The 21,574-nt window shown below is 64.1% G+C and carries 19 protein-coding genes; 16 read left to right on the top strand and 3 right to left on the bottom strand.

The genetic code is table 11. The features are described from left to right. The first annotated feature begins 33 nt into the window (after window positions 1-33). The 7 genes from rpsA to galU all read left to right on the top strand — a co-directional run bounded on the left by rpsA (window position 34) and on the right by galU (window position 7,452). Window positions 34-1,713, top strand: coding sequence for a 30S ribosomal protein S1 (gene rpsA / locus QZH66_RS00635; RefSeq protein ID WP_305804011.1), 1,680 nt, complete (start codon window positions 34-36; stop codon window positions 1,711-1,713). Between the two features lie 35 nt (window positions 1,714-1,748). Beyond that, complete coding sequence (locus tag QZH66_RS00630; protein ID WP_305804010.1) at window positions 1,749-2,099, top strand: integration host factor subunit beta; 351 nt, start codon at window positions 1,749-1,751, stop codon at window positions 2,097-2,099. An 80-nt stretch (window positions 2,100-2,179) separates the two neighbouring features. After that, window positions 2,180-2,479: a hypothetical protein gene (locus QZH66_RS00625; RefSeq protein WP_305804009.1), complete on the top strand. Its 300-nt coding sequence runs from the start codon at window positions 2,180-2,182 to the stop codon at window positions 2,477-2,479. 6 nt (window positions 2,480-2,485) lie between these two features. Continuing rightward, window positions 2,486-3,664, top strand: coding sequence for a lipopolysaccharide assembly protein LapB (lapB, locus tag QZH66_RS00620; RefSeq protein WP_305804008.1), 1,179 nt, complete (start codon window positions 2,486-2,488; stop codon window positions 3,662-3,664). A gap of 20 nt (window positions 3,665-3,684) precedes the next feature. Continuing rightward, on the top strand, window positions 3,685-4,647 hold the full coding sequence (locus QZH66_RS00615) for a glycosyltransferase family 4 protein (RefSeq protein WP_305804107.1): 963 nt from the start codon (window positions 3,685-3,687) through the stop codon (window positions 4,645-4,647). Window positions 4,648-4,659: 12 nt separating this feature from the next. Next, on the top strand, window positions 4,660-6,561 hold the full coding sequence (locus QZH66_RS00610; RefSeq protein WP_305804007.1) for a nucleoside-diphosphate sugar epimerase/dehydratase: 1,902 nt from the start codon (window positions 4,660-4,662) through the stop codon (window positions 6,559-6,561). Between the two features lie 6 nt (window positions 6,562-6,567). Continuing rightward, window positions 6,568-7,452, top strand: a complete 885-nt coding sequence (gene galU / locus QZH66_RS00605) for a UTP--glucose-1-phosphate uridylyltransferase GalU (protein WP_305804006.1) — start codon at window positions 6,568-6,570, stop codon at window positions 7,450-7,452. Window positions 7,453-7,810: 358 nt separating this feature from the next. On the opposite strand, the gene QZH66_RS00600 is transcribed toward galU, so the two are convergent. The 3 genes from QZH66_RS00600 to QZH66_RS00590 all read right to left on the bottom strand — a co-directional run bounded on the left by QZH66_RS00600 (window position 7,811) and on the right by QZH66_RS00590 (window position 12,148). Then, a complete protein-coding gene (locus QZH66_RS00600) occupies window positions 7,811-9,019 on the bottom strand; it encodes an acetyl-CoA C-acyltransferase (RefSeq protein WP_305804005.1) in 1,209 nt (402 codons plus the stop codon). 67 nt (window positions 9,020-9,086) lie between these two features. Next, window positions 9,087-11,459 carry a 3-hydroxyacyl-CoA dehydrogenase/enoyl-CoA hydratase family protein gene (locus QZH66_RS00595; protein ID WP_305804004.1) on the bottom strand — a complete coding sequence of 791 codons (2,373 nt, stop codon included), beginning with the start codon at window positions 11,457-11,459 and terminating at the stop codon, window positions 9,087-9,089. A gap of 26 nt (window positions 11,460-11,485) precedes the next feature. Next, window positions 11,486-12,148: a TetR/AcrR family transcriptional regulator gene (locus QZH66_RS00590; RefSeq protein WP_305804003.1), complete on the bottom strand. Its 663-nt coding sequence runs from the start codon at window positions 12,146-12,148 to the stop codon at window positions 11,486-11,488. 208 nt (window positions 12,149-12,356) lie between these two features. On the opposite strand from QZH66_RS00590, the gene ndk reads away from it, so the two are divergent. From ndk to folD, 9 genes are all read left to right on the top strand, one after another. Next, window positions 12,357-12,782, top strand: a complete 426-nt coding sequence (gene ndk, locus QZH66_RS00585; protein ID WP_305804002.1) for a nucleoside-diphosphate kinase — start codon at window positions 12,357-12,359, stop codon at window positions 12,780-12,782. Between the two features lie 12 nt (window positions 12,783-12,794). Then, window positions 12,795-14,000, top strand: coding sequence for a 23S rRNA (adenine(2503)-C(2))-methyltransferase RlmN (gene rlmN, locus QZH66_RS00580; protein ID WP_305804001.1), 1,206 nt, complete (start codon window positions 12,795-12,797; stop codon window positions 13,998-14,000). A gap of 16 nt (window positions 14,001-14,016) precedes the next feature. Then, on the top strand, window positions 14,017-14,793 hold the full coding sequence (locus tag QZH66_RS00575; protein WP_305804106.1) for a tetratricopeptide repeat protein: 777 nt from the start codon (window positions 14,017-14,019) through the stop codon (window positions 14,791-14,793). 6 nt (window positions 14,794-14,799) lie between these two features. Beyond that, complete coding sequence (locus QZH66_RS00570) at window positions 14,800-15,645, top strand: RodZ domain-containing protein (RefSeq protein ID WP_305804000.1); 846 nt, start codon at window positions 14,800-14,802, stop codon at window positions 15,643-15,645. 57 nt (window positions 15,646-15,702) lie between these two features. Then, window positions 15,703-16,344 (top strand): tetratricopeptide repeat protein, encoded by a 642-nt coding sequence (locus QZH66_RS00565; protein WP_305803999.1) that lies wholly within the window; start codon window positions 15,703-15,705, stop codon window positions 16,342-16,344. Further along, the gene (bamB, locus tag QZH66_RS00560; protein WP_305803998.1) at window positions 16,344-17,552 is read left to right on the top strand and encodes an outer membrane protein assembly factor BamB; all 1,209 of its coding nucleotides are present in this window, start codon (window positions 16,344-16,346) and stop codon (window positions 17,550-17,552) included. Before QZH66_RS00565 ends, bamB begins: the two co-directional genes overlap by 1 nt. Window positions 17,553-17,563: 11 nt before the next feature. Beyond that, complete coding sequence (gene der / locus QZH66_RS00555) at window positions 17,564-18,958, top strand: ribosome biogenesis GTPase Der (RefSeq protein WP_305803997.1); 1,395 nt, start codon at window positions 17,564-17,566, stop codon at window positions 18,956-18,958. Window positions 18,959-19,233: 275 nt separating this feature from the next. Continuing rightward, window positions 19,234-20,373 (top strand): molybdopterin-synthase adenylyltransferase MoeB, encoded by a 1,140-nt coding sequence (gene moeB, locus QZH66_RS00550; protein ID WP_305803996.1) that lies wholly within the window; start codon window positions 19,234-19,236, stop codon window positions 20,371-20,373. A gap of 198 nt (window positions 20,374-20,571) precedes the next feature. Next, window positions 20,572-21,453, top strand: a complete 882-nt coding sequence (gene folD / locus QZH66_RS00545; RefSeq protein ID WP_305803995.1) for a bifunctional methylenetetrahydrofolate dehydrogenase/methenyltetrahydrofolate cyclohydrolase FolD — start codon at window positions 20,572-20,574, stop codon at window positions 21,451-21,453. The last annotated feature ends 121 nt before the right edge of the window (window positions 21,454-21,574 follow it).

Below are 21,574 nucleotides of genomic sequence, written 5' to 3'. Positions count from 1 at the left end.
TCCGCTGTCCGTGTGTCCAACTGAGTAAATCTAATGACCGAATCATTTGCCGAACTGTTTGAAGCCAGCCAGACCAATCTGGCCAAGCTGAAGCCCGGTTCCATCGTCATCGGTACCGTCGTGGAAGTCCGCGGCGATGTGGTGGTGATCAACGCCGGCCTGAAGTCCGAAGGCATCGTGCCTATCGAACAGTTCCGTAACGATGCTGGCGAGATCGACGTCGCCGAAGGCGACCAGGTCAAGGTCGCCCTCGACTCGCTCGAGAACGGCTTCGGCGAAACCGTGTTGTCGCGCGAGAAGGCCAAGCGCGCCATGGTGTGGGACGAGCTGGAAGAGGCCCTGGAAAAGAACGAAACCATCACCGGTCGCATCAGCGGCAAGGTCAAGGGTGGCTTCACCGTGGACATCAAGGATGTCCGCGCGTTCCTGCCCGGTTCGCTGGTGGATGTGCGCCCGGTGCGCGACCCGGCCTACCTGGAAGGCAAGGAGCTGGAGTTCAAGCTCATCAAGCTCGACCGCAAGCGCAACAACGTGGTCGTTTCGCGTCGTGCAGTGGTCGAGAGCGAGCACTCGGAAGAGCGCGAGCAGCTGATGGACAAGCTGCAGGAAGGCGCGATCCTGAAGGGTGTCGTCAAGAACCTGACCGACTACGGCGCGTTCGTGGACCTGGGCGGTATCGACGGCCTGTTGCACATCACCGACATGGCGTGGAAGCGCGTGCGCCATCCGTCCGAAGTCGTCAACGTCGGCGACGAGCTGGACGTGCGCGTGCTGAAGTTCGACCGTGAGCGCAACCGCGTTTCGCTCGGCCTGAAGCAGCTGGGCGAGGATCCGTGGGACAACATCGCCCGTCGCTACCCGGCCAACAGCCGCGTGTTCGGCAAGGTCTCCAACGTCACCGATTACGGCGCGTTCGTCGAGATCGAGCCGGGCGTCGAAGGCCTGGTGCACGTTTCGGAAATGGATTGGACCAACAAGAACGTCAACCCGTCCAAGGTTGTGCAGGTCGGTGACGAGGTCGAAGTCATGGTCCTGGACGTCGACGAGGAGCGTCGCCGCATCTCGCTGGGCATGAAGCAGGTTGCCGCCAATCCGTGGGAAACCTTCGCTGCGATCCACAAGAAGAACGACAAGGTGTCCGGTCAGATCAAGTCGATCACCGACTTCGGCATCTTCATCGGTCTGGACGGTGGCATCGACGGTCTGGTGCACCTGTCGGATATCAGCTGGAACACCACCGGCGAAGACGTGGTCCGCAACTACAAGAAGGGCGACACCCTGGAAGCCGTGGTTCTGGCGGTCGATCCGGAGCGTGAGCGCATCAGCCTGGGCGTCAAGCAGCTGGAGCAGGACCCGTTCGGCCAGTACATGGCGACGTATCCGAAGGGCTCGAAGGTCGAGGGCGTGGTCAAGGAAGTGGACGCCAAGGGCGCTACCATCGAACTGGCTGACGGCATCGAAGGCTACGTGGCTGCACGCGACATCAGTGTCGACCGTGTGGATGACGCTACCCAGCACCTGAAGGTCGGCGACAAGATCGAAGCCAAGTTCGTGGGCATGGACCGCAAGGGCCGCACCCTGCAGCTGTCGATCAAGGCCAAGGACGACGCGGAAATGCGTGAAACCCTTGAGGACTACCAGTCCGCCTCGGGTGGCACCACCCAGCTGGGCGCACTGCTGCGTGCACAGCTGAACAGCAACAAGTCCGAGTAATCGGTTGACGTAAGCGTTCCTGGACGGTCCGGGCAATGCCCGGACCGTCTCAGGTGGCGCGCCCACCGCAAGATTGTGAAATGACCAAGTCCGAGCTGATCGAAATCCTTGCGCGCCGACAGGCGCATCTCAAGTCGGACGATGTGGATCTGGCGGTAAAGTCGTTGCTGGAGATGATGGGCGGGTCGCTGGCGACCGGGGATCGTATCGAGATCCGCGGTTTTGGCAGTTTCTCCCTGCATTACCGCCCGCCGCGCCTCGGGCGTAACCCGAAAACCGGTGAATCGGTCGCGCTGCCGGGCAAGCATGTCCCGCACTTCAAACCGGGCAAGGAGTTGCGTGAGCGCGTGAGCGACGTGACGCCGCTGGAAAACGATCCGGCCTGAGTTATCTGTCGCAGCGCAAACCGCTGCTGGAATCTGGCCCGGTCGGATAAGCTGGGCGCTCCCGGACCTGGAGCTGCTGCATGAAAGTTGTACGTTTGCTGATATTGCTCGCCGTGCTGGTGGGGGGGCTGATTATCGGCTCGCTCAATTCGCAGCCGCTTGATATCAGCCTTGCCTTCTGGGTGCTGAAGACCACCTCCGGGGTGGCAATTATTGTTTCGCTGCTGCTGGGTGCCCTGTTGGGAGGCGCGCTGGTGGCTGCAGGGGTGGTGATTCCCCTCTATGCGAAGTTGCGGCGTGCCAGCAAGGCTGCGCTGGTTGCGTCACGTGCGCCTGCAAACCAGGTGCCGCCTTCTCCTTCTCCTTTTGACGGGCGCTGATCGAAGATGGCCTTTGTCAGTGAGTGGTTCTGGTTTTTCCTGTTCCTGCCGATTGCTGCGATCTGCGGCTGGATCATCGGCCGGCGTGGTGGGCAGCGACATGGTGAAAACCAGGTCAGCCGGCTGTCCAGCACCTATTTCCGTGGTCTGAACTACCTGCTCAACGAGCAGCCGGACAAGGCGATCGAGCTGTTCCTGCATATCGCCGAGCTGGACAAGGAAACCTTTGAAACCCAGGTGGCATTGGGTCATCTGTTCCGGCGCCGGGGCGAAGTCGATCGGGCGATCCGTCTGCATCAAGGGCTGGTCCATCGCACTGATCTGAATGATCAACAGCGGGTGCAGGCGCTGCTTGCGCTGGGCGAGGACTATATGAAGTCCGGCCTGCTGGACCGTGCCGAAACCGTGTTCACGGAACTTGCCCAGATCGATCAGCGCGCCCCGCAGGCGCTCAAGCATCTGATCGGCATCTACCAGGCCGAGCGCGACTGGGAAAAGGCGATCGACAATGCCTCGCGTTATGAAGAGGTCAGCGGCGAGCCGATGGGCAAGCTCATTGCCCAGTTCGAATGCGAGCTGGCCGACCGCCACCGCGGCGCCGGTAACAACGTGCAGGCGCGTGAGGCAATCGCGCGGGCGTACCAGGCCGATGCGATGTCGGTGCGCGCCGGTATTCTCGAGGGGCGTCTGGAGGGCGACGCAGGCAATGCCGAAGCGGCAGTGCGTGCGTTCGAACGTGCAGCGCGCAATGATCCGGATTACCTGCCTGAAATCCTGCCCAAGCTGCTTGAAAATTACCGCAAGGTAGGGGATATGGGCGGCGCACGGGCGTTTCTGTCGGAGATGACCGAACACTACCGTGGCATCGCGCCGGTGTTGGCGTTGACCCGGCTGGTGGAGGAGCAGGAAGGGGTGGCGCCTGCGCGGGCCTATCTCGGCAGCCAGCTCAAGGACCGGCCTTCGGTCCGCGGCGAGTCGGCCCTGATCGAGCTCACCCTGGCCGACGGTGCTGATCCGACCGCGACCCTGCACGATCTGAAGCACATTACCGAGCAGTTGCTGGTGCGCAATCCGGCTTACCGCTGTACGCGATGCGGCTTCGGTGCCCGCACCCACCATTGGCAATGCCCAAGCTGCAAAGAGTGGGGAACAGTGAAGCCATTGCTCAACTTCGCGGTGCTGTAGAGATGTTCAAGCTGTCATGGATGGCGGCACTGCTGCTGATTGTGTCGTTCTGCGCCACCGTCACCTGGCTGGCCAGGATCTACGCGCTACGCCGCAATCTCATGGACCACCCGGGTGAGCGGCGTAGCCACCAGGTTGCCACCCCGCGTGGAGGTGGTGTCGCGATCGTGGTGTCAGTACTGCTGGCGATGGCTGCCGGGGCGGTGATCTGGCCGCCATTTTCGCCATCGCTGGGGGGTTTTTCCCTGGGCCTGGTTCTGGTGGCCGGAATTGGCTGGTGGGATGATCATCGGCCGTTGTCTGCGTTCACGCGGCTTGCGGTGCATGCACTGGCGGCGCTGCTGCTCGCCAGCCTGGTGTGGCACGCCACCGCCGATATTGCGCATTCGGTTCTGGCGCTGCTGATCACGCTGTCGTTGATCAATATCTGGAATTTCATGGATGGCATCAACGGCCTTGCCGTCACCCAGGCGTGCCTGGTTGCGGCGGTGTTTGCGCTGATCTTGCCCGCTCCTTTCGCGTTCGCGGCCTTGGTGGTGCTGGCGGCCTGTGTCGGGTTTCTGCCTTTCAACTTTCCACGGGCGAAGATATTCCTTGGCGATGTGGGCAGTGGTGGGCTGGGCTATACGCTGGCGGGTCTGCTTTGTCTGGCCAGCGTCACCACCAGAACCAACTGGCTGGTGCTGTTGCTGCCGTTGACGGTATTCCTGGTGGATGCGGGGCTTACCTTGCTTCTGCGGATAGTGACCGGCGAGCAATGGATGCAGCCGCATACGCAGCATCTGTACCAGCGGTGGACGAAGTGTGGCACCAGTCACGCCGTGGTCACCTGCACTTACGCGGTTTATACGCTCTTTGGGATTACACTTGCGCTGATATCACGCGAACAACCTGCGGGGCTGGCTGGTGGGATTGCTGCTTCCTGGTTGTTGCTCTCTGCGGTTGTGTGGATTTTTCTGCGCAGGCGCGTCGGTGATCAATAAGGTCTCAAATTCATGACCCCATTGCTCCAGCGGACTGCTGGTTTTGCCCCTCGGTTTGCGGTTATCTGCCATGACTTGCTCATGGTGTGGCTCGGCTGGCAGTTGTTGCACGCCGGCAGATACTGGGTGTTGCAGGATGCACCCCCTTTGCCGCTGTGGAATGTGGATACCGCGCTGGTCCTCGGCATCCAGGCCGTTATTTTCTGGAAAATGGGCCTGTATCGGGGGCTATGGCGTTTTGCCAGCGTGGCCGACCTGTTGAATATCTTCAAAGCCTGTTTTCTGGGCGCAGTGGCGATTGTGGTGGTGCTCGCTTTCAAGCGATTGAACGGCAACCCGATCTCGGTGCTGGTGGTCTACCCGTTTGCGCTGTCCGCGCTGCTGGGCACGCCGCGATTGCTGTATCGCGCGTGGAAGGACTATCAGGCCGTGCAGTCCGATGCCGGTGCACGCCGGGTTCTCATCCTGGGCGCAGGTCGCGCGGCAGAGGCGCTGGTGCGTGATCTGCGCCGCTCCGGCGATTATGAGCCGGTCGGCCTGCTTGACGACTCCGCGCATCTGCAGGGCGCCAAGCTGCAGGATGTGCCTATTCTCGGGTTGCTCGAAGACGCGCCGGTAGTGGCACGCGAGACGGCGGCTAAATTGCTGGTCATCGCTATCCCTACGCTGGACGCGGCCGGAATGCAGCGCGTGGTGGGTATTTGCGAAAGTACCGGTATTCCCTTCCGTAAGGTTCCCCGGCTCAGCGATGTTCTCGAGGGGCATTCGCTTCCGGGCCAGTTGAAAGAAGTGGCGATCGAGGACCTTCTGGGGCGCAAGCCGATCCTCCCGAATTGGGAGTTGATCCGGGGCTGGCTGGGAGGCCGGACGGTTCTGGTGACCGGCGCCGGCGGGTCTATCGGGTCGGAGTTGTGCCGGCAGTGCGCGCGCCATGGCGCGGCCAGGATTGTGCTGCTTGAGATCAGCGAGTTGGCCTTGCTGACGATCCAGGCGGAACTGGAGCGGGGCTTTCCGGCATTGCAGATCGAGGCGGTACTGGGAGACTGCGGGGATCCTGCGGTTATCCGGCATGCGATAGGCCGGGGCAGGCCGGATGCGGTGTTCCATGCGGCCGCCTACAAGCAGGTGCCGGTGCTGGAAGCGCAGGTGCGCGAAGCCGTACGCAACAATATTCTCGCGACCGAGAATGTCGCACGTGCCTGTATTGAAGCCGATATCGCACAATTCGTATTCATTTCCACCGACAAGGCGGTCGAGCCGGTCAATGCGCTGGGCGGCAGCAAGCGCTATGCGGAAATGATCTGCCAGAGCCTGGATCAGCAAGCCGCGCGCACCCGGTTTGTCACGGTCCGCTTCGGCAATGTGCTCGATTCGGCAGGCAGCGTTGTACCGCTGTTCCGTGAGCAGATCAGAAACGGTGGCCCGGTGACCGTCACCCATCGGGAGGTCAGCCGATACTTCATGACCATCCCCGAGGCCTGCCAGCTTATTCTGCAGGCCGGGGCCTCTGCATCCCATGGCGCCATCTACACCCTGGATATGGGCGAGCCCATTCTGATAAGGGTGCTGGCCGAGCAGATGATCCGATTGGCCGGCAAGCGGGTGGGCAGTGATATCGCCATCATCTACACCGGGCTGCGCCCGGGTGAAAAAATGCATGAAACGCTGTTCTATTCCGATGAGAATTGCCGGCCCACCTCACACCCCAAGATCCTGGAGGCCGGAGTCCGCAGCTTTTCATCCGAGCAGGTGTTGTCGAGTATTCCCCATCTGCGCGAAGCGGTGGCAACATACGACCTCGAAAAAATCCAAGCCATTTTCAATTCGACGATGCCGGAATTTTCTGGAATTGCCTGCGAACAATCTTCGGATTCGGCAAAAGTGGTCCAGTTTCCGGTTGCACGAGGCAAATAGAAGTTGATGACACAACGTATCCGCAAAGCTGTTTTTCCGGTTGCCGGGCTCGGGACTCGGTTTCTTCCGGCCACCAAGACGGTGCCCAAGGAGATGCTGCCGATCATTGACCGGCCACTGATCCAGTACGCCGTCGATGAGGCGATAGAGGCCGGTTGTGACACTCTGATTTTCATCACCAACCGCTACAAGCACGCGGTTGCCGATTACTTCGACAAAGCCTACGAACTCGAGCAGAAGCTTGAGCGTGCCGGCAAGCACGAGCAGCTGGAACTGGTGCGGCATGTGTTGCCCAAGGGCGTGCGGGCCGTGTTCGTGACCCAGGCCGAAGCACTGGGGTTGGGACATGCGGTGCTGTGTGCAAAGGCCATCGTCGGCAACGAGCCGTTCGCGGTTCTGCTGCCCGACGATCTGATCTGGAATCGGGGCCACAGCGCGCTCAAGCAGATGGCTGACGCCAACCAGGCCACAGGCGCCAGCATCATTGCCGTGGAGGATGTGCCGCATGACAAGACCGGCAGCTATGGCATCGTCGCCACCGATATGTTCGAGGGGCGCCAGGCCTGCATCAGCGCGATCGTCGAAAAGCCCAAGCCCGAGGAGGCGCCCAGCGACTTGGCCGTGGTGGGGCGCTATGTGTTGAGTCCGAAAATTTTTGAGCTTCTGGAAGCGACAGGAACCGGGGCCGGCGGCGAGATCCAGTTGACCGACGCCATTGCTGAGCTGCTCAAGACTGAACGGGTAGACGCGTTCCGGTTCGAAGGTAGGCGTTTCGACTGCGGTACCCATCTGGGGCTGGTCGAAGCGACGATCCGTTTCGCGCTGAACAACGAAAAGCTGGCGGGTCCGGCCCGTGAGGTGCTGCAGCGGATGCTGGCCGAAGACTGCTAGGATCTGGCTGATGCAAGGTCCGATCATGGGCGAGTGCATTTGCCCGGGACGCGCGGGCCGGAGCGATCAAGGCCAGGCAGGCAATCGCGAGGCGGCCTTCTCCGGTTTACTGAATACTTCCGCCAAGTCGTGATGGATACCTGGTCCGCTGCCGGGGGTTGCTCAGTCATCAGGGTCCGGCTCGCCACCGCGCCGGTCGCCGCAAACGGTTCCCCCTGCGGTTGTGGGCAATGACGTGTCGCCGTAAAGGGTGCCGGGGAGGCGGGTTCTCTCTATCGAGGTGTCTCCAGGTACCGCACCAACCGACAAAAAAGGGCAGCCGTATGGCTGCCCTTTGGGTATCCCGCGCTACGTCGGATCACAGCGCCTCGAAGATGCCCGCCGCGCCCATGCCGGTGCCGATGCACATCGTGACCATGCCGTACTTCTGCTGGCGGCGGCGCAGGCCGTGCAGCAGGGTGGCAGTGCGGATCGCGCCGGTCGCGCCCAGCGGATGGCCCAAGGCGATCGCGCCACCCAGCGGATTGACCTTGGACGGGTCCAGGCCGCAATCGCGGATGACCGCCAGCGACTGCGCGGCGAAGGCTTCGTTGAGTTCGATCCAGTCCAGTTGGTCCTGGCTCAGGCCGGCCTGCTTGAGTGCCTTCGGAATCGCCGCGATCGGGCCGATACCCATCACTTCCGGGCGCACGCCCGCGACCGAGAAACTGACGAAGCGGGCCAGCGGGGTCAGGCCGTAATCCTTGATCGCCTGCTCCGAGGCCAGCAGCACCGCACCGGCGCCGTCGCTCATCTGCGAGGAGTTGCCGGCGGTGACGGTACCGCCGAACTGGCCGTTGCGGAACACCGGGCGCAGCTTGGCCAGGCCTTCGGCGGACGAATCCAGGCGTGGGCCTTCGTCGGTGTCGACCATGCGGTCACGGGTGATGATGCGGCGGCCGTCGGCCAGGTCCGGCTGGCGGGTACGCACATCGTACGGGCTGATCTCGTCCTTGAACTCGCCGTTCTGGATTGCGGCGATCGCCTTCTGGTGCGAGGCCAGGGCGAAGGCGTCCTGCTCCTCGCGCGAGACCTTCCATTCCTCGGCGACCTTCTCGGCGGTGATGCCCATGCCGTAGGCGATGGCGACGTGGTCGTTGTCGAACACGCTCGGCGCCATCGCGATCTTGTTGCCCATCATCGGCACCATCGACATCGACTCGGTACCGCCGGCCAGCATCAGGTCCGAATTGCCCAGGCGGATCTGGTCGGCGGCCATGGCCACGGCCTGCAGGCCGGAGGAGCAGAAGCGGTTGACCGTCTGCGCGGCGATGGTGTCCGGCAGGCCGGCCAGCAGCACGCCGATGCGCGCCACGTTCATGCCCTGCTCTGCCTCGGGCATGGCGCAGCCGATGATGGCGTCGTCGATGCGGTTGACGTCGATGCCCGGCGCCTGCGCGACCACGCTGCGCAGCACGTGGGCGAGCATGTCGTCGGGGCGGGTGTTGCGGAACATGCCCTTGGGCGCCTTGCCGACCGGGGTACGGGTGGCGGCGACGATATAGGCGTCCTGGATTTGCTTGGTCATTGCAGTGATCTCTTTGGTAAGAATTGGGAGAGGTTGCCGGCCAGTGGCCGGCACTACCGATGTCCCGTCAGTTCCGCAGCGGCTTGCCGGTCTTGAGCATGTGCGCGATGCGGGCCTGGGTCTTTTCCTGCTGGGCCAGTTCGACGAAGTGCTTGCGCTCCAGGGTCAGCAGCCACTCTTCATCCACCAGCGTGCCGCGATCCACTTCGCCGCCACACAGCACAGTGGCGATGCGCACGGCGATCTCGTAGTCGTACGGGCTGATGAAGCGGCCTTCCAGCATGTTGACCAGCATCATCTTGAACGTGGCGATGCCGACGTCACCGGCAACCTGGATGCGGCGGGCCGGCATCGGCGGACGGTAGCCGCCTTCAGCCAGCGCCTGCACCTCGGCCTTGGCGATGTACAGCGCTTCGAAGCTGTTGAACACGACCTTGTCGGTCGCACGCATCAGGCCCAGCTCCTTGGCGTTGACCGCCGAGTTGGAGACCTTGGCCATCGCCACAGTTTCGAAGGTCTTCTTCAGCTCGGCGAACACGTCGCCGCCCGGGCCGGCGGCCTGCGCCGCGCGCACGGCCAGCTCCTTCAGGCCACCACCGGCCGGCAGCAGGCCGACGCCGGCCTCGACCAGGCCGATGTAGCTTTCCAGCGCCGCCACACTCTTGGCGCTGTGCATCTGGAACTCGCAGCCGCCCCCCAGAGCCAGGCCGCGCACGGCGGTCACCACCGGCACCAGCGAGTACTTGATCGCCTGGCTGGTGCGCTGGAAGTTGTGCACCATTTCCTCGAACTGCTCGACCTTGCCGGCCTGCAGCAGGCCCAGCGCACCGGCCAGGTCGGCACCGGCGGAGAAGGGCTCCTTCTGCTGCCAGATCACCAGGCCCTTGAAGTCCTGCTCGGCGCGCTTGATCGCTTCCTGCAGGCCATCGAGCACCTGGTCGGAGACGGTGTTCATCTTGGTCTTGAAGCTGACCACCGCGATGCCGTCGCCGTCGTGCCACATGCGCACGCCGTCGTTCTCGAACACGGTCTCGCCGGGGCTGAAGGTTTCGCCCAGCAGCGGATCGGGGAAGCGCTGGCGCTGGTACACCGGCAGCGCCGAGCGCGGCAGCTTGGCGTTGCGCGACGGGCTGTAGCTGCCTTCGGCGGCGTGCACGCCGTCGCGGCCATCGAACACCCAGTCCGGCAGCGGGGCGTTGCTCATGCTCTTGCCAGCCACGATGTCATCGGCGATCCACTGCGCGACCTGCTTCCAGCCAGCGGCCTGCCAGGTTTCGAACGGGCCCAGCGACCAGCCGTAGCCCCAGCGGATGGCCAGATCCACGTCGCGCGCGGTCTCGGCGATGTCGGCCAGGTGGTAGGCGCTGTAGTGGAACAGGTCGCGGAAGGTCGCCCACAGGAACTGCGCCTGCGGGTGCTGGCTTTCGCGCAGCCTGGCGAACTTTTCGGCCGGGTTTCTGATCTTCAGGATCTCGACCACTTCCGGCGCGGCGGCGCGGTCAGCCGCACGGTAGTCCTGCTTTTCCAGATCCAGCACCACGATGTCCTTGCCGACCTTGCGGAAGATGCCGGCGCCGGTCTTCTGGCCGAGGGCGCCCTTGCCGATCAGCGCCTCCAGCCACTTGGGCGCCTTGAAGAATTCATGCCACGGGTCGTTGGGCAGGGTGTCGCCCATGGTCTTGATGACGTGGGCCATGGTGTCCAGGCCCACCACGTCGGAGGTGCGGTAGGTGGCCGACTTCGGGCGCCCGACCAGCGGGCCGGTCAGGCCGTCCACTTCATCGAAGCCCAGGCCGAACTGCTGGGTGTGATGGATGGTGGACAGGATCGAGAACACGCCGATGCGGTTGCCGATGAAGTTCGGGGTGTCCTTGGCGTACACCACGCCCTTGCCCAGCGTGGTGACCAGGAAGGCTTCCAGGCCTTCCAGCACGGCGGCATCGGTGGTGGTGGCCGGGATCAGCTCGGCCAGGTGCATGTAGCGCGGCGGGTTGAAGAAGTGCACGCCGCAGAAGCGGTGGCGCAGCTGTTCGGGCAGCACGTCGGCGAGCTTGTTGATGCCCAGGCCCGAGGTGTTGGAGGCCAGCACGGCGTGGTCGGCCACGAACGGGGCGATCTTCCTGTACAGGTCCTGTTTCCAGTCCATCCGTTCGGCGATGGCTTCGATGATCAGGTCGCAGCTCTTGAGCTGTTCCAGGCCGGTCTCATAGTTGGCCGGGGTGATCGCCTCGGCGTAGGCCTTGCTGGCCAGCGGGGCGGGGCTGAGCTTGCCCAGGTTGGCGATCGCCTTGAGCACGATGCCATCGGTCGGGCCTTCCTTGGCGGGCAGGTCGAACAGCACGGTGTCGACGCCGGCGTTGGTCAGGTGGGCGGCGATCTGGGCACCCATGACGCCGGCACCCAGCACGGCGGCACGGCGGACTGGCAGGGAATTGGACATGTCGATAAGCCTTTGTTGGTCAGCGATTACTGGGTGGAAAGGGAGGTCGTCGAAGCGCTCGAAGCCGCACTGGCGCGGAAGCCGGCCTCGGCGAAATGGATCAGTTCACGTGCCGCGTGGGCACGATGGGCGGCTTCGCTGACTCCGGCAGGGCGTTTGATCAGGCCGAAGTCGGCCATGGCGTAGGTCAGTGAGCCGGCCAGGAAATCCAGGCGCCAGTACAGCTGCTCCTTGTTCAGGTCAGGCACGCAGGCGGCGATGGCTTTGCCGAAGTCGCGCAGCACGTGACCGTAATGGTCGGACAGGAACTTGCGCAGGTTGTCGTTTTTCTCGGCGTAGGCGCGGGCGATCACCCGCACGAAGGCGCCGCCGGTCTGGCGGTCCTGGGCCATCGCCAGGGCGGGCTCGACGAAGGCGGCCAGCACCGGGCGCAGCTGGCCGGGATGCTCGCGGCGCGCGGTTTCCAGCTGTTCCAGGCGGGCGCTGGTCATCTCGTCCATGCGCCGGCGGAACACCTCGTTGACCAGGTTTTCCTTGGAACCGAAGTGGTAGTTGACGGCCGCGATGTTCACGTCGGCCTGGCTGGTGACCTGGCGCAGCGAGGTGCCGGCAAAGCCGAATTGCGCGAACAATTCCTCGGCGGCGCTGAGGATGCGGTCCTTGGTGGAGAAGTTGGCGGGTTTGCCCATGGCTAAAAATCAATCAAACGATTGTTTGGATCTTATGCCTGGTCATGGACCGGGTCATGCTGCGATGCAGCAGTGTTTATCCAGCGGTGTGCAAGTTGCCCGGGCAGCCGTTAGAATTACGCACCGCAATTCAGGCCAAGCCCGCGTCCGCACGCGGGTTTTTTCATTACCTCCGGGCCGAAAAGGCCCGTCCAACGGAGTACTTCCCATGGCGCTCGAGCGCACCCTGTCCATCATCAAGCCCGATGCCGTTGCCAAGAACGTGATCGGTGAAATCTACGCGCGCTTTGAAAAGGCCGGCCTGAAAATCGTTGCTGCCAAGTACAAGCAGCTGTCGCGCCGCGAAGCCGAAGGCTTCTATGCCGTGCACCGCGAGCGTCCGTTCTTCAACGCGCTGGTCGAGTTCATGATCTCCGGCCCGGTGATGATCCAGGCGCTGGAAGGCGAAAATGCCGTGCTGGCCCATCGCGACCTGCTGGGCGCCACCAATCCGAAGGAAGCGGCCGCGGGAACTATCCGTGCCGATTTTGCCGAGTCGATCGACGCCAATGCCGCACACGGCTCGGATTCGGTGGAGAATGCTGCCATCGAGATCGCCTATTTCTTCGCTTCCACCGAAGTGGTTTCCCGCTAAAGAGTTGATGCCGTGAACGAGGTCGTCCAGAAACCCGCAATCGTCCTGGTGCCTGCCGCCACGATGGGGGCGGTCAAGAAGCAGAACCTGCTCGACCTCGATCGCGAGGGCCTGGAGCATTTCTTCGCCGCGCTCGGCGAACAGAAATTCCGTGCCCATCAGGTGATGAAGTGGATCCACCATCGCTACGTCACCGATTTCGATGAGATGACCGACCTCGGCAAGGCTCTGCGCGCCAAGCTGCACGAGCATGCCGAGGTCGTCGTCCCGCAAGTGGTGTTCGACAAGCCTTCCGCCGACGGCACCCACAAGTGGTTGCTGGCGATGGGCAATGACGGCAAGAACGCCATTGAAGCGGTCTACATTCCGGACAAGGGCCGCGGCACGCTGTGTGTGTCCTCGCAGGTCGGCTGCGCGCTGAACTGCACGTTCTGTTCCACCGCCACCCAGGGCTTCAATCGCAACCTCTCCACCGCCGAGATCATTGGCCAGGTGTGGGTGGCGGCGCGCCATCTGGGCAACGTCCCGCACGGCATCCGCCGTCTCACCAACGTGGTGATGATGGGCATGGGCGAGCCGTTGATGAATTTCGACAACGTCGTGCGCGCAATGAGCGTGATGCGCGATGATCTGGGCTACGGCCTGGCCAACAAGCGGGTCACCCTGTCCACGTCCGGCCTGGTGCCGATGATCGACCGGCTCTCGGTCGAGAGTGATGTGTCGCTGGCGGTGTCGCTGCACGCGCCGACCGACGAGCTGCGCGAGACGCTGGTGCCGCTGAACCGGAAATACCCGATTGCCGAATTGATGGCTTCCTGCGCGCGCTATCTGCGCGGCAACAAGCGGCGCGATTCGGTGACGTTCGAATACACCCTGATGAAGGGTGTCAATGACCAGCCCGAGCATGCGCGGCAGCTGGCCAGGTTGATGCGCCAGTTCGACAACGCGGTGCAGGCGGCGAACTCGGGCAAGGTCAATCTGATTCCGTTCAATCCGTTCCCGGGCACGGGCTACGAGCGTTCCGGTGAGGCCGAGATCCGCGCCTTCCAGAAGATCCTGCTTGATTCGAAGGTGCTGACCATGGTGCGGCGGACCCGCGGGGATGACATCGATGCGGCCTGCGGCCAGCTCAAGGGGCAGGTGATGGACCGCACGCGCCGGCAAGCCGAGTTCCAGCGCACGCTCGATGCGTTGGATGCGGGTGATGCCCTTGCGTAATCCGGCCCTGTGGCTGCTGCTCGCGGGCGTGCTGGTGATCACCAGCTGCGGCGGCGGGCGCAGCGCAAAGCCGGGCAGGGTGCGCAGCGTCCAACAAGTGGCGCCCAGTTACGATATCCGCGATGACAAGCCGGCGCGCCAGCGCATGCAGTACCGGGAGTTGTTGCAGATTTCCGCCGACCGGTTGGGGCGCGGCGAATTGGATGAGGCGCTCAAGCACGCCCGTTCCGCGCAGAAGCTGGAGCCATCCGTTGCCGATGCCTACACCGTGCAGGCGGTGATCGAGGCGCGGCGCGGCAATGACGAACGGGCCGGTGCGCTGTATCGCAAAGCGGTCGAGGTCGGCCCCGGCCAACCCGATGTGCTTGGCAACTACGGAGCCTGGCTGTGCGGCAGTGGCCATCCGGCCGAGGCGCTGGTCTGGTTTGACCGGGTGTTGGCCGATGCCGGCTACGCTGGCCGGGCCGAGACCCTGGCCAATGCCGGTGGCTGTGCGCTGGAGGCGGGGCAGCTTGAGCGCGCCGACCGGGATCTGCGCGAGGCGCTGGCATTGCGGCCCGACAATCCGTATGCGTTGGAGTCGATGGCGCGCAACGAGTACGTCCACGGCCGGTACTTCGAAGCGCGGGCGTTCTATCAACGTAGATTGGCGGCTGCGCCGGCCACCGCTTCCGTGTTACAACTGGCCGTTCAGATTGAGGACGGGCTGGGCGACAAGGTGGCGGCCAGTCGATATCAACAGCGGTTGCGCGAGGAATTTCCCTCTGCTGCGACCTCGAATCCCCAGGGTTGATGCATTGTGATCAATGATCCAGGTGTGAACGCTTTCGATGGTGCTGTGGGATGTGGCGGCCGGCTGCAGCAGGCGCGTGAGGCCGCAGGATTGTCGCGCGAGCAGGTGGCGGCCCAGCTGCGCATGCCCGAGCAGGTGGTGACGGCACTGGAAGAAGACCAGTGGCAGCGGCTGGGGGCTCCGGTCTTCGTGCGCGGCCAGTTGCGCAGCTATGCAAGATTGCTGAACGTCGATCTGGGAAGCCTGCTTGAGCAGGCGCAGATCGCTCCGATCGAGCCGGCGCGGCTGGTGAGTCACGTTCATACCCCGCGGTTGCAGCGGGTGGCGGAAAATATCGGCCGGCGCGCGGTCTATGTGGTGATCACCGCCGCGCTGGTGGTGCCGGTGTGGTACGCCAGTCGCGGCCATTTTGCCGACACGCCGCCCCATACCGCGTCCCTGGATGTGGTACCGGCCAGCGAGCCGACGCCGGTTGCAGGATCGCCGGTGCAGTCGGTGCCGGCAGCTGCTCCGGCAGCGCGGCCGTCGTCGGCGCCATATATCGCCTCGATCACGCCTGTCGCGCGGACGCCGCAGCCCGAAGCGGGGCGTGGCGTGGTTCTCGATTTCAAGGGTGACAGCTGGGTGGAGATCACCGCCGCTGACGGCTCCACGCTTGAGCGTGCCTTGATCCGCGCCGGTGGAAAGCGCAGTTACCAGCCTGGCGAAGTGGCCCGGATAGTGCTGGGCAATGCCTCCGCGGTCGAGGTTCAGCAGGCCGGCGGCACATTGGATATCAGCCCTTACAAGCGCGCTAATGTCGCCCGCTTTACGGTATCCTCTGACGGCTCCGTGGTGCCGGTTTCCAACTGAAACACGCAGCCCAACTAAAATCACAATGCTCCCCGGCAGGGTAGAGCGAGAGTACGCATGGCGATTGACGACCTGCTCGACGAGCACGAACAAAGCGAACGTGTCCGCACGTGGATCCGCAAGAATGGCGCCGGTATTCTCGGCGGGGTGGTGTTCAGCATCGCCGTGATCGGCGGCTGGCAGTGGTGGCAGAGGCAGCAGGTCAGCCAGCTGGCCGAAGCCAATGCGCGTTACGACGCAGTCATCCGCAGCCTGCAGTCCAAGGACCTCGCCGAGGCAGCCAAGGACGTAGCGGCGCTCGAAGGCGGCAAGGCGAGCATCTACGCGGATCTGGCAGCGCTGGAACTGGCCAAGGCCCAGGTTGACGCGGGCAAGAGCGAGGCGGCGATTGCCACCTTGCGCGCGGTCAAGGCCGAAGGCGAGTTCAAGCTGCTGATCGAACAGCGCATCGCGCGGCTGCTGATTGAAACCGGCAAGCCCGACGAGGCGTTGAAATTGCTCGCCACCGGCGAGGACAGCGCCAGCCTTGAAATCCGCGGCGATGCGTTGATGGCACAGAGCAAGCGTGATGAAGCGCGCGAGCTGTACAGCAGGGCGCTGGCCAGGCTGGACGTGGCGGCTCCGCAGCGTCGTCTGCTGGAGACCAAGCTGACCGATGCCGGCGGTACGGTGGTTGACCCTGCGGCGGAAAAAATCTGATGAGGCAGGTAACCATGTTCAAGCGTATTGCGACGGTGTTGCTGGTAACGCTGGCACTTTCAGGCTGCACCACGATGAAAGGCTGGTTTGCCGGCAAGGACGCCGAGGCCAAGAAGGCGCTTGAGCCGGCTGAGCTGGTGAAATTCGAGCCGACCGTCAAGGTCGACAAGCTCTGGTCCGCCAACGTGGGCAAGGGTGAAGGACGTATCGGCATCCGCCAGGGCCCGGCGGTGGCCGATGGGCGCGTGTATGTCGCGGCGGTGCAGGGCGGGGTCCGCGCCCTGGACCTGCAGTCCGGCAAGCTGATCTGGAAATACGAGCCGTCCAAGGTGAAGAAGCAGCCGAAGTTGCGTCTTTCCGGTGGTCCGGGCGTAGGTGAAGGGCTGGTGGCGATCGGCACGCTGGACGGGCAGGTGATCGCGCTGGATGCAGAAAATGGTGCCGAGAAATGGCGGGCCAAGGTGCCGGCCGAAGTCATCGCCGCACCGGCGATTGCCCAGGGCCTGGTGTTCGTGCGCAGCAATGACGGCCGCACCACCGCATTTGATGCCAGCAATGGCACCCGCCGCTGGTTCAACACCCAGGAGCTCCCGTCGCTGACCGTGCGTGGCAACGCGCCGGTGGTGGTCGGGCCGGGCGTTCTGTTCATCGGCAATGACGACGGCACCCTGACCGCCTTGGCGATGCAGGATGGCCGCCCGCTGTGGGAGCAGATGGTCGGCACGCCGGAGGGACGCACCGAGCTGGAGCGCATGGCTGACGTCGATGGCGCGCCGGTGCTGGAAGGCAATACGCTGTTTGTGAGCAGCTTCAAGAACGAGACACTGGCCATTGAAGGGCCGACCGGGCGTCCGATGTGGTCGCGCGACCATGGCGGTGCCGGTGGCGTGGCGGTGTCCTCGGGCAATGTGGTGGTGACTGACAGCAAGGGCGGTGTGTTCGGCCTGGACAAATCCACCGGTTCGGCAATGTGGTCACAGCAGGCGCTGGCACGCCGCTCGTTGACCGGGGCTGCAATCCAGGGCGACTACGCCGTGGTGGGTGATTACAAAGGGTATCTGCACTGGTTGCGACTGGATGATGGCGGGCTTGCGGCTCGCGCCAAAACCGGGGGCGACGCATTGTTGGCGCAGCCGGTGGTGGTAGATGGGATTCTGCTGATGCAGAACGTTGATGGTGACCTGACCGCATTCCGGTTGGGACAATAAGGAGTTCCGCGATGCTGCCCTTGGTCGCCCTGGTCGGACGGCCGAATGTCGGCAAGTCCACCCTTTTCAATGCTTTCACCCGTACCCGGGATGCACTGGTGCATGACCAGCCCGGCGTTACCCGTGACCGTAATTACGGTGTCTGTCGCCTCGATGAGGACAACCCGTTCCTGATCGTCGATACCGGCGGTATCGCAGGTGACGAGGAAGGGCTGGCTGGCGCCACCGCCCGGCAGGCACGTGCTGCCGCCGGTGAAGCCGACCTGATCCTGTTTGTCGTCGATGCCCGCGAGGGAACCTCGGCACTGGACGACGAAATCCTCGCGTGGCTGCGCAAGTTGTCGCGGCCCACGTTGCTGCTGATCAACAAGATCGACGGCACCAACGAGGACGCCGTGCGTTCGGAGTTTTCCCGCTACGGCTTCAGCGAAATGCTGACCGTCTCGGCCGCCCATCGCCAGGGTCTGGATGACCTGCTCGATGAGGTGGTCGCACGGTTGCCGGAAGAGGGCACCACCGAAACCCTGGACAACGATCCGAAGCGTATGCGCATCGCTTTTGTCGGCCGGCCCAACGTGGGCAAGTCGACGCTGGTCAATCGTCTGCTGGGCGAAGAGCGCATGATCGCCTCGGAGGTTCCGGGTACCACGCGCGATTCGATCGCGGTGGATATGGAGCGCGACGGCCGCGAATACCGGCTGATCGACACCGCCGGCCTGCGTCGCAAGGGGCGGGTGGAAGAGGTCGTCGAAAAATTCAGCGTGGTCAAGACGCTGCAGTCGATCGAACACTGCCAGGTGGCGGTGCTGATGCTCGATGCCACCGAAGGCGTCACCGACCAGGACGCCAGCGTGCTGGGTGCGGTGCTCGACGCCGGGCGCGCATTGGTGGTGGCGATCAACAAGTGGGACGGGCTCACCGATTACCAGCGTGAACAGGCCGAGGCGCTGCTGGCACGCAAGCTGAGCTTCGTGCCGTGGGCCGAGGTGGTGCGCATTTCGGCCATCCACGGGTCCGGGTTGCGCGAGCTGTTCCGCGCAGTGCACCAGGCACATGCCTCGGCCATCAGGGAGTTCAGCACCAGCGAGGTCAACAAGGCGCTGGAGGTGGCGTATGAAACCAATCCGCCGCCGGCCGTCCGTGGCCATGTCGCCAAGCTGCGTTACGTGCATCCGGGCGGCTCCAACCCGCCGACGTTCATTGTCCACGGCACCCGGTTGAAGGAATTGCCGGAGTCGTACAAACGCTATCTGGAAAACTTCTTCCGCAAGCGTTTCAAGCTGGTGGGCACGCCAGTGCAGTTCATCTTCCGCGAGGGAGTCAATCCCTTCGAAGGCAAGAAGAATGTGCTGACCGACCGGCAGGTTGCGAAGAAGCGCCGCTTGATCAAGCACATCAAGCGCTGACGCGTTCGCGGTATTGCGGACGTGACAGGAGAAGCCCGCGCCTTGCGCGGGCTTTTTCTTTGCGGCGAGTGGATTGCTATCGGGTTGCAGCGCCCCAGTAGCGATGTCGCTTCACCCGCCGGCCTTGGATGTCGAATCGCCCGGAGAGGCGTCGCGGGCGGCTGCGGCAGCCGATCAGCCGGATCTTGATGCAGGCGTCCGTCTGGCCTTCTCTCGGGAAAATTCCCGAGGAATGATCGACATCTGCTCCCGGGAATTGTGCCGATAATGGATGCATGGACATTATCGAATTGACTCCCGCCCAGGCCCGGCAGCGGGTGGCGGCCGGTGCCATCCTGATCGACGTGCGGGAAGCCCACGAGCGCGCCAGCGGCCAGGCTGAAGCTTCGCGCGGCGTGGCCAAGGCCGAATTGCTGGCCGCGCCGGCGACGCATCTGCCCGAATCCACGGCGGAGATTGTGCTGATCTGCCAAGGCGGGTTGCGTTCGCTGCAAGCGGCGCAGGCGTTGGCAGCGGCGGGTTATGTGCGGATCGCTTCGGTTGCCGGCGGCACCACGGCCTGGCGTGACTGCGGATTGCCGTTGGTCCAGCCTGTGCAGACCGTCGAGGAGCACGACTTCCAGCAGCGTTACTCGCGCCATCTGCTGCTGCCGGAGGTGGGCGTGGACGGGCAGCGCCGTCTGCTGGCATCGCGGGTGTTGCTGCTCGGTGCGGGCGGCCTGGGATCGCCGGCGGCGTTCTATCTGGCGGCGGCCGGGGTGGGGCATCTGCGCATCGTCGATGACGACGTGGTCGAGCGCAGCAACCTGCAGCGGCAGATCCTGCATACCGACGCCAGTGTGGGCAGCGCCAAGGTCAGCTCGGCGCGCGAGCGGCTGGCCGCGCTGAATCCGGGGGTGGGCGTTGAGGCACTGCCGCTGCGGGTGACCTCGGGCAATGTGGAGGTGATGTTGCAGGACGTGGATGTGGTGCTCGACGGTTCGGACAACTTCCCGTTGCGCTACCTGCTCAACGATGCCTGCGTGAAGCTGGGCAAGCCGCTGGTGTATGGCGCGGTGCAGCGCTTCGAGGGGCAGGTGAGCGTGTTCGATGCCGGCCGCCATCGTGGCGCGCAGCCCTGTTATCGCTGTCTGTTCCCAGAGCCGCCGGCGCCGGAGTTCGCGCCCAACTGTTCCGAGGCGGGAGTGCTCGGGGTGTTGCCGGGTATTATCGGCCTGCTGCAGGCCACCGAGGTGTTGAAGCTGCTGCTGGATATCGGCCAGCCATTGGCCGGGCGTCTGCTGCGTTTCGATGCGCTGTCCATGCGGTTTCGCGAGACCCGGCTCGCGGCCGATCCCGATTGCCCGGTGTGCGCTCCGGGCCGGGAGTTTCCCGGCTACATCGACTATGCCGCGTTCTGCTCCAGCGGCGTTTGACTGCCCACATTTTCGCCACGCGGCGCCGGGCCCGGTGCAGGTGGGCGGTCGCCGCATGGCCCATCACCGGATGACGGTGGCGATGGGGGCTGCAGGAGTGTCGCGGCAACCGCGCGGGATACCGCCTGGCAGGGCAAAAAGGGTGTCGGGTTCACGGGAATCGGGGACAATATGCGTCCCCCGCCCAGCCCCACGCCGATGACCCTGCCTGCAGATGCCGCCATGACCTCCCGTATCCTCGATGGGCGGCGTATTGCCGAGGAACTGCTGGATGATTTGAAGGTGCGCGTGGATGCGCGCCTGGCGGCGGGTCGCTCGCGCCCCGGGTTGGCGGTGGTGCTGGTGGGCGCTGATCCGGCCTCGGCGGTGTATGTGCGCAACAAGCGCCGCGCGGCCGAGAAGGTCGGTATCGAGGCGTTCGACTACGACCTGCCGGCGGGCACCACCGAGGCGCAGCTGCTGGCATTGATCGACCAGCTCAATGCCGATCCGAAGATCCACGGCATCCTGATCCAGCTGCCGCTGCCCGGCATTCCCGATGCCAATCGGCTGATCCAGCGGATCGATCCACGCAAGGATGTCGACGGCTTCCATCCGGAGAACGTCGGCCATCTGGTGTTGCGCCAGTTCGGCCTGCGCCCGTGCACCCCGCGCGGCATCACCACGCTGCTGGGGCATACCGACCAGCCGGTGCGCGGTCGCAACGCCACCATCGTCGGCGTCAGCAACCATGTCGGCCGGCCGATGGGGCTGGAACTGCTGATCGCCGGCTGCACCGTCACCAGCTGCCACAAGTTCACCCCGCGCGCGGAGCTGGAGCGGGCAGTGCGCAACGCCGACATCCTGGTGGTGGCGGTGGGTATTCCCGGACTGGTGCCGGGTGAATGGGTGAAGCCCGGCGCGGTGGTGATCGATGTCGGCATCAACCGGCTCGATGACGGCCGCCTGGTCGGCGACGTCGGATTCAACGCCGCCGCCCAGCGCGCCAGCTGGATCACCCCCGTACCCGGTGGGGTCGGCCCGATGACGGTGGCCACGCTGATGCAGAACACCATTGAAGCGGCCGAAGCGGCGGGCTGAACCACAGTTGCGGGCAACGGCGCGGCTGCAACGCAGCTTTGCGCAGCGGACTACTGCCTCCCCCTGCCAAAGGGGGGCAAACAAGGGTAAAATGTCGCGCTTCCCCACACAACGGGCACGC

Source organism: Stenotrophomonas sp. YIM B06876, from assembly GCF_030711595.1.
Classification (GTDB): domain Bacteria; phylum Pseudomonadota; class Gammaproteobacteria; order Xanthomonadales; family Xanthomonadaceae; genus Stenotrophomonas.
Note: the sequence above shows the minus strand (reverse complement) of the source record. Positions and strands in the feature narration are given on the sequence as shown.

Excerpts from the sequence above, each read along its gene's own strand:
- QZH66_RS00610 (WP_305804007.1), top strand. The coding sequence starts at position 4,660 with ATGACCCCATTGCTCCAGCGGACTGCTGGTTTTGCCCCTCGGTTTGCG.
- galU (WP_305804006.1), top strand. The coding sequence starts at position 6,568 with ATGACACAACGTATCCGCAAAGCTGTTTTTCCGGTTGCCGGGCTCGGG.
- QZH66_RS00600 (WP_305804005.1), bottom strand. The coding sequence starts at position 9,019 with ATGACCAAGCAAATCCAGGACGCCTATATCGTCGCCGCCACCCGTACC.
- folD (WP_305803995.1), top strand. The coding sequence starts at position 20,572 with ATGACCCTGCCTGCAGATGCCGCCATGACCTCCCGTATCCTCGATGGG.
- QZH66_RS00630 (WP_305804010.1), top strand. The coding sequence starts at position 1,749 with ATGCCCGGACCGTCTCAGGTGGCGCGCCCACCGCAAGATTGTGAAATG.
- QZH66_RS00565 (WP_305803999.1), top strand. The coding sequence starts at position 15,703 with ATGGCGATTGACGACCTGCTCGACGAGCACGAACAAAGCGAACGTGTC.
- QZH66_RS00615 (WP_305804107.1), top strand. The coding sequence starts at position 3,685 with ATGGCGGCACTGCTGCTGATTGTGTCGTTCTGCGCCACCGTCACCTGG.
- QZH66_RS00590 (WP_305804003.1), bottom strand. The coding sequence starts at position 12,148 with ATGGGCAAACCCGCCAACTTCTCCACCAAGGACCGCATCCTCAGCGCC.
- der (WP_305803997.1), top strand. The coding sequence starts at position 17,564 with ATGCTGCCCTTGGTCGCCCTGGTCGGACGGCCGAATGTCGGCAAGTCC.
- QZH66_RS00595 (WP_305804004.1), bottom strand. The coding sequence starts at position 11,459 with ATGTCCAATTCCCTGCCAGTCCGCCGTGCCGCCGTGCTGGGTGCCGGC.
- rpsA (WP_305804011.1), top strand. The coding sequence starts at position 34 with ATGACCGAATCATTTGCCGAACTGTTTGAAGCCAGCCAGACCAATCTG.
- ndk (WP_305804002.1), top strand. The coding sequence starts at position 12,357 with ATGGCGCTCGAGCGCACCCTGTCCATCATCAAGCCCGATGCCGTTGCC.
- moeB (WP_305803996.1), top strand. The coding sequence starts at position 19,234 with ATGGACATTATCGAATTGACTCCCGCCCAGGCCCGGCAGCGGGTGGCG.
- lapB (WP_305804008.1), top strand. The coding sequence starts at position 2,486 with ATGGCCTTTGTCAGTGAGTGGTTCTGGTTTTTCCTGTTCCTGCCGATT.
- bamB (WP_305803998.1), top strand. The coding sequence starts at position 16,344 with ATGAGGCAGGTAACCATGTTCAAGCGTATTGCGACGGTGTTGCTGGTA.
- QZH66_RS00625 (WP_305804009.1), top strand. The coding sequence starts at position 2,180 with ATGAAAGTTGTACGTTTGCTGATATTGCTCGCCGTGCTGGTGGGGGGG.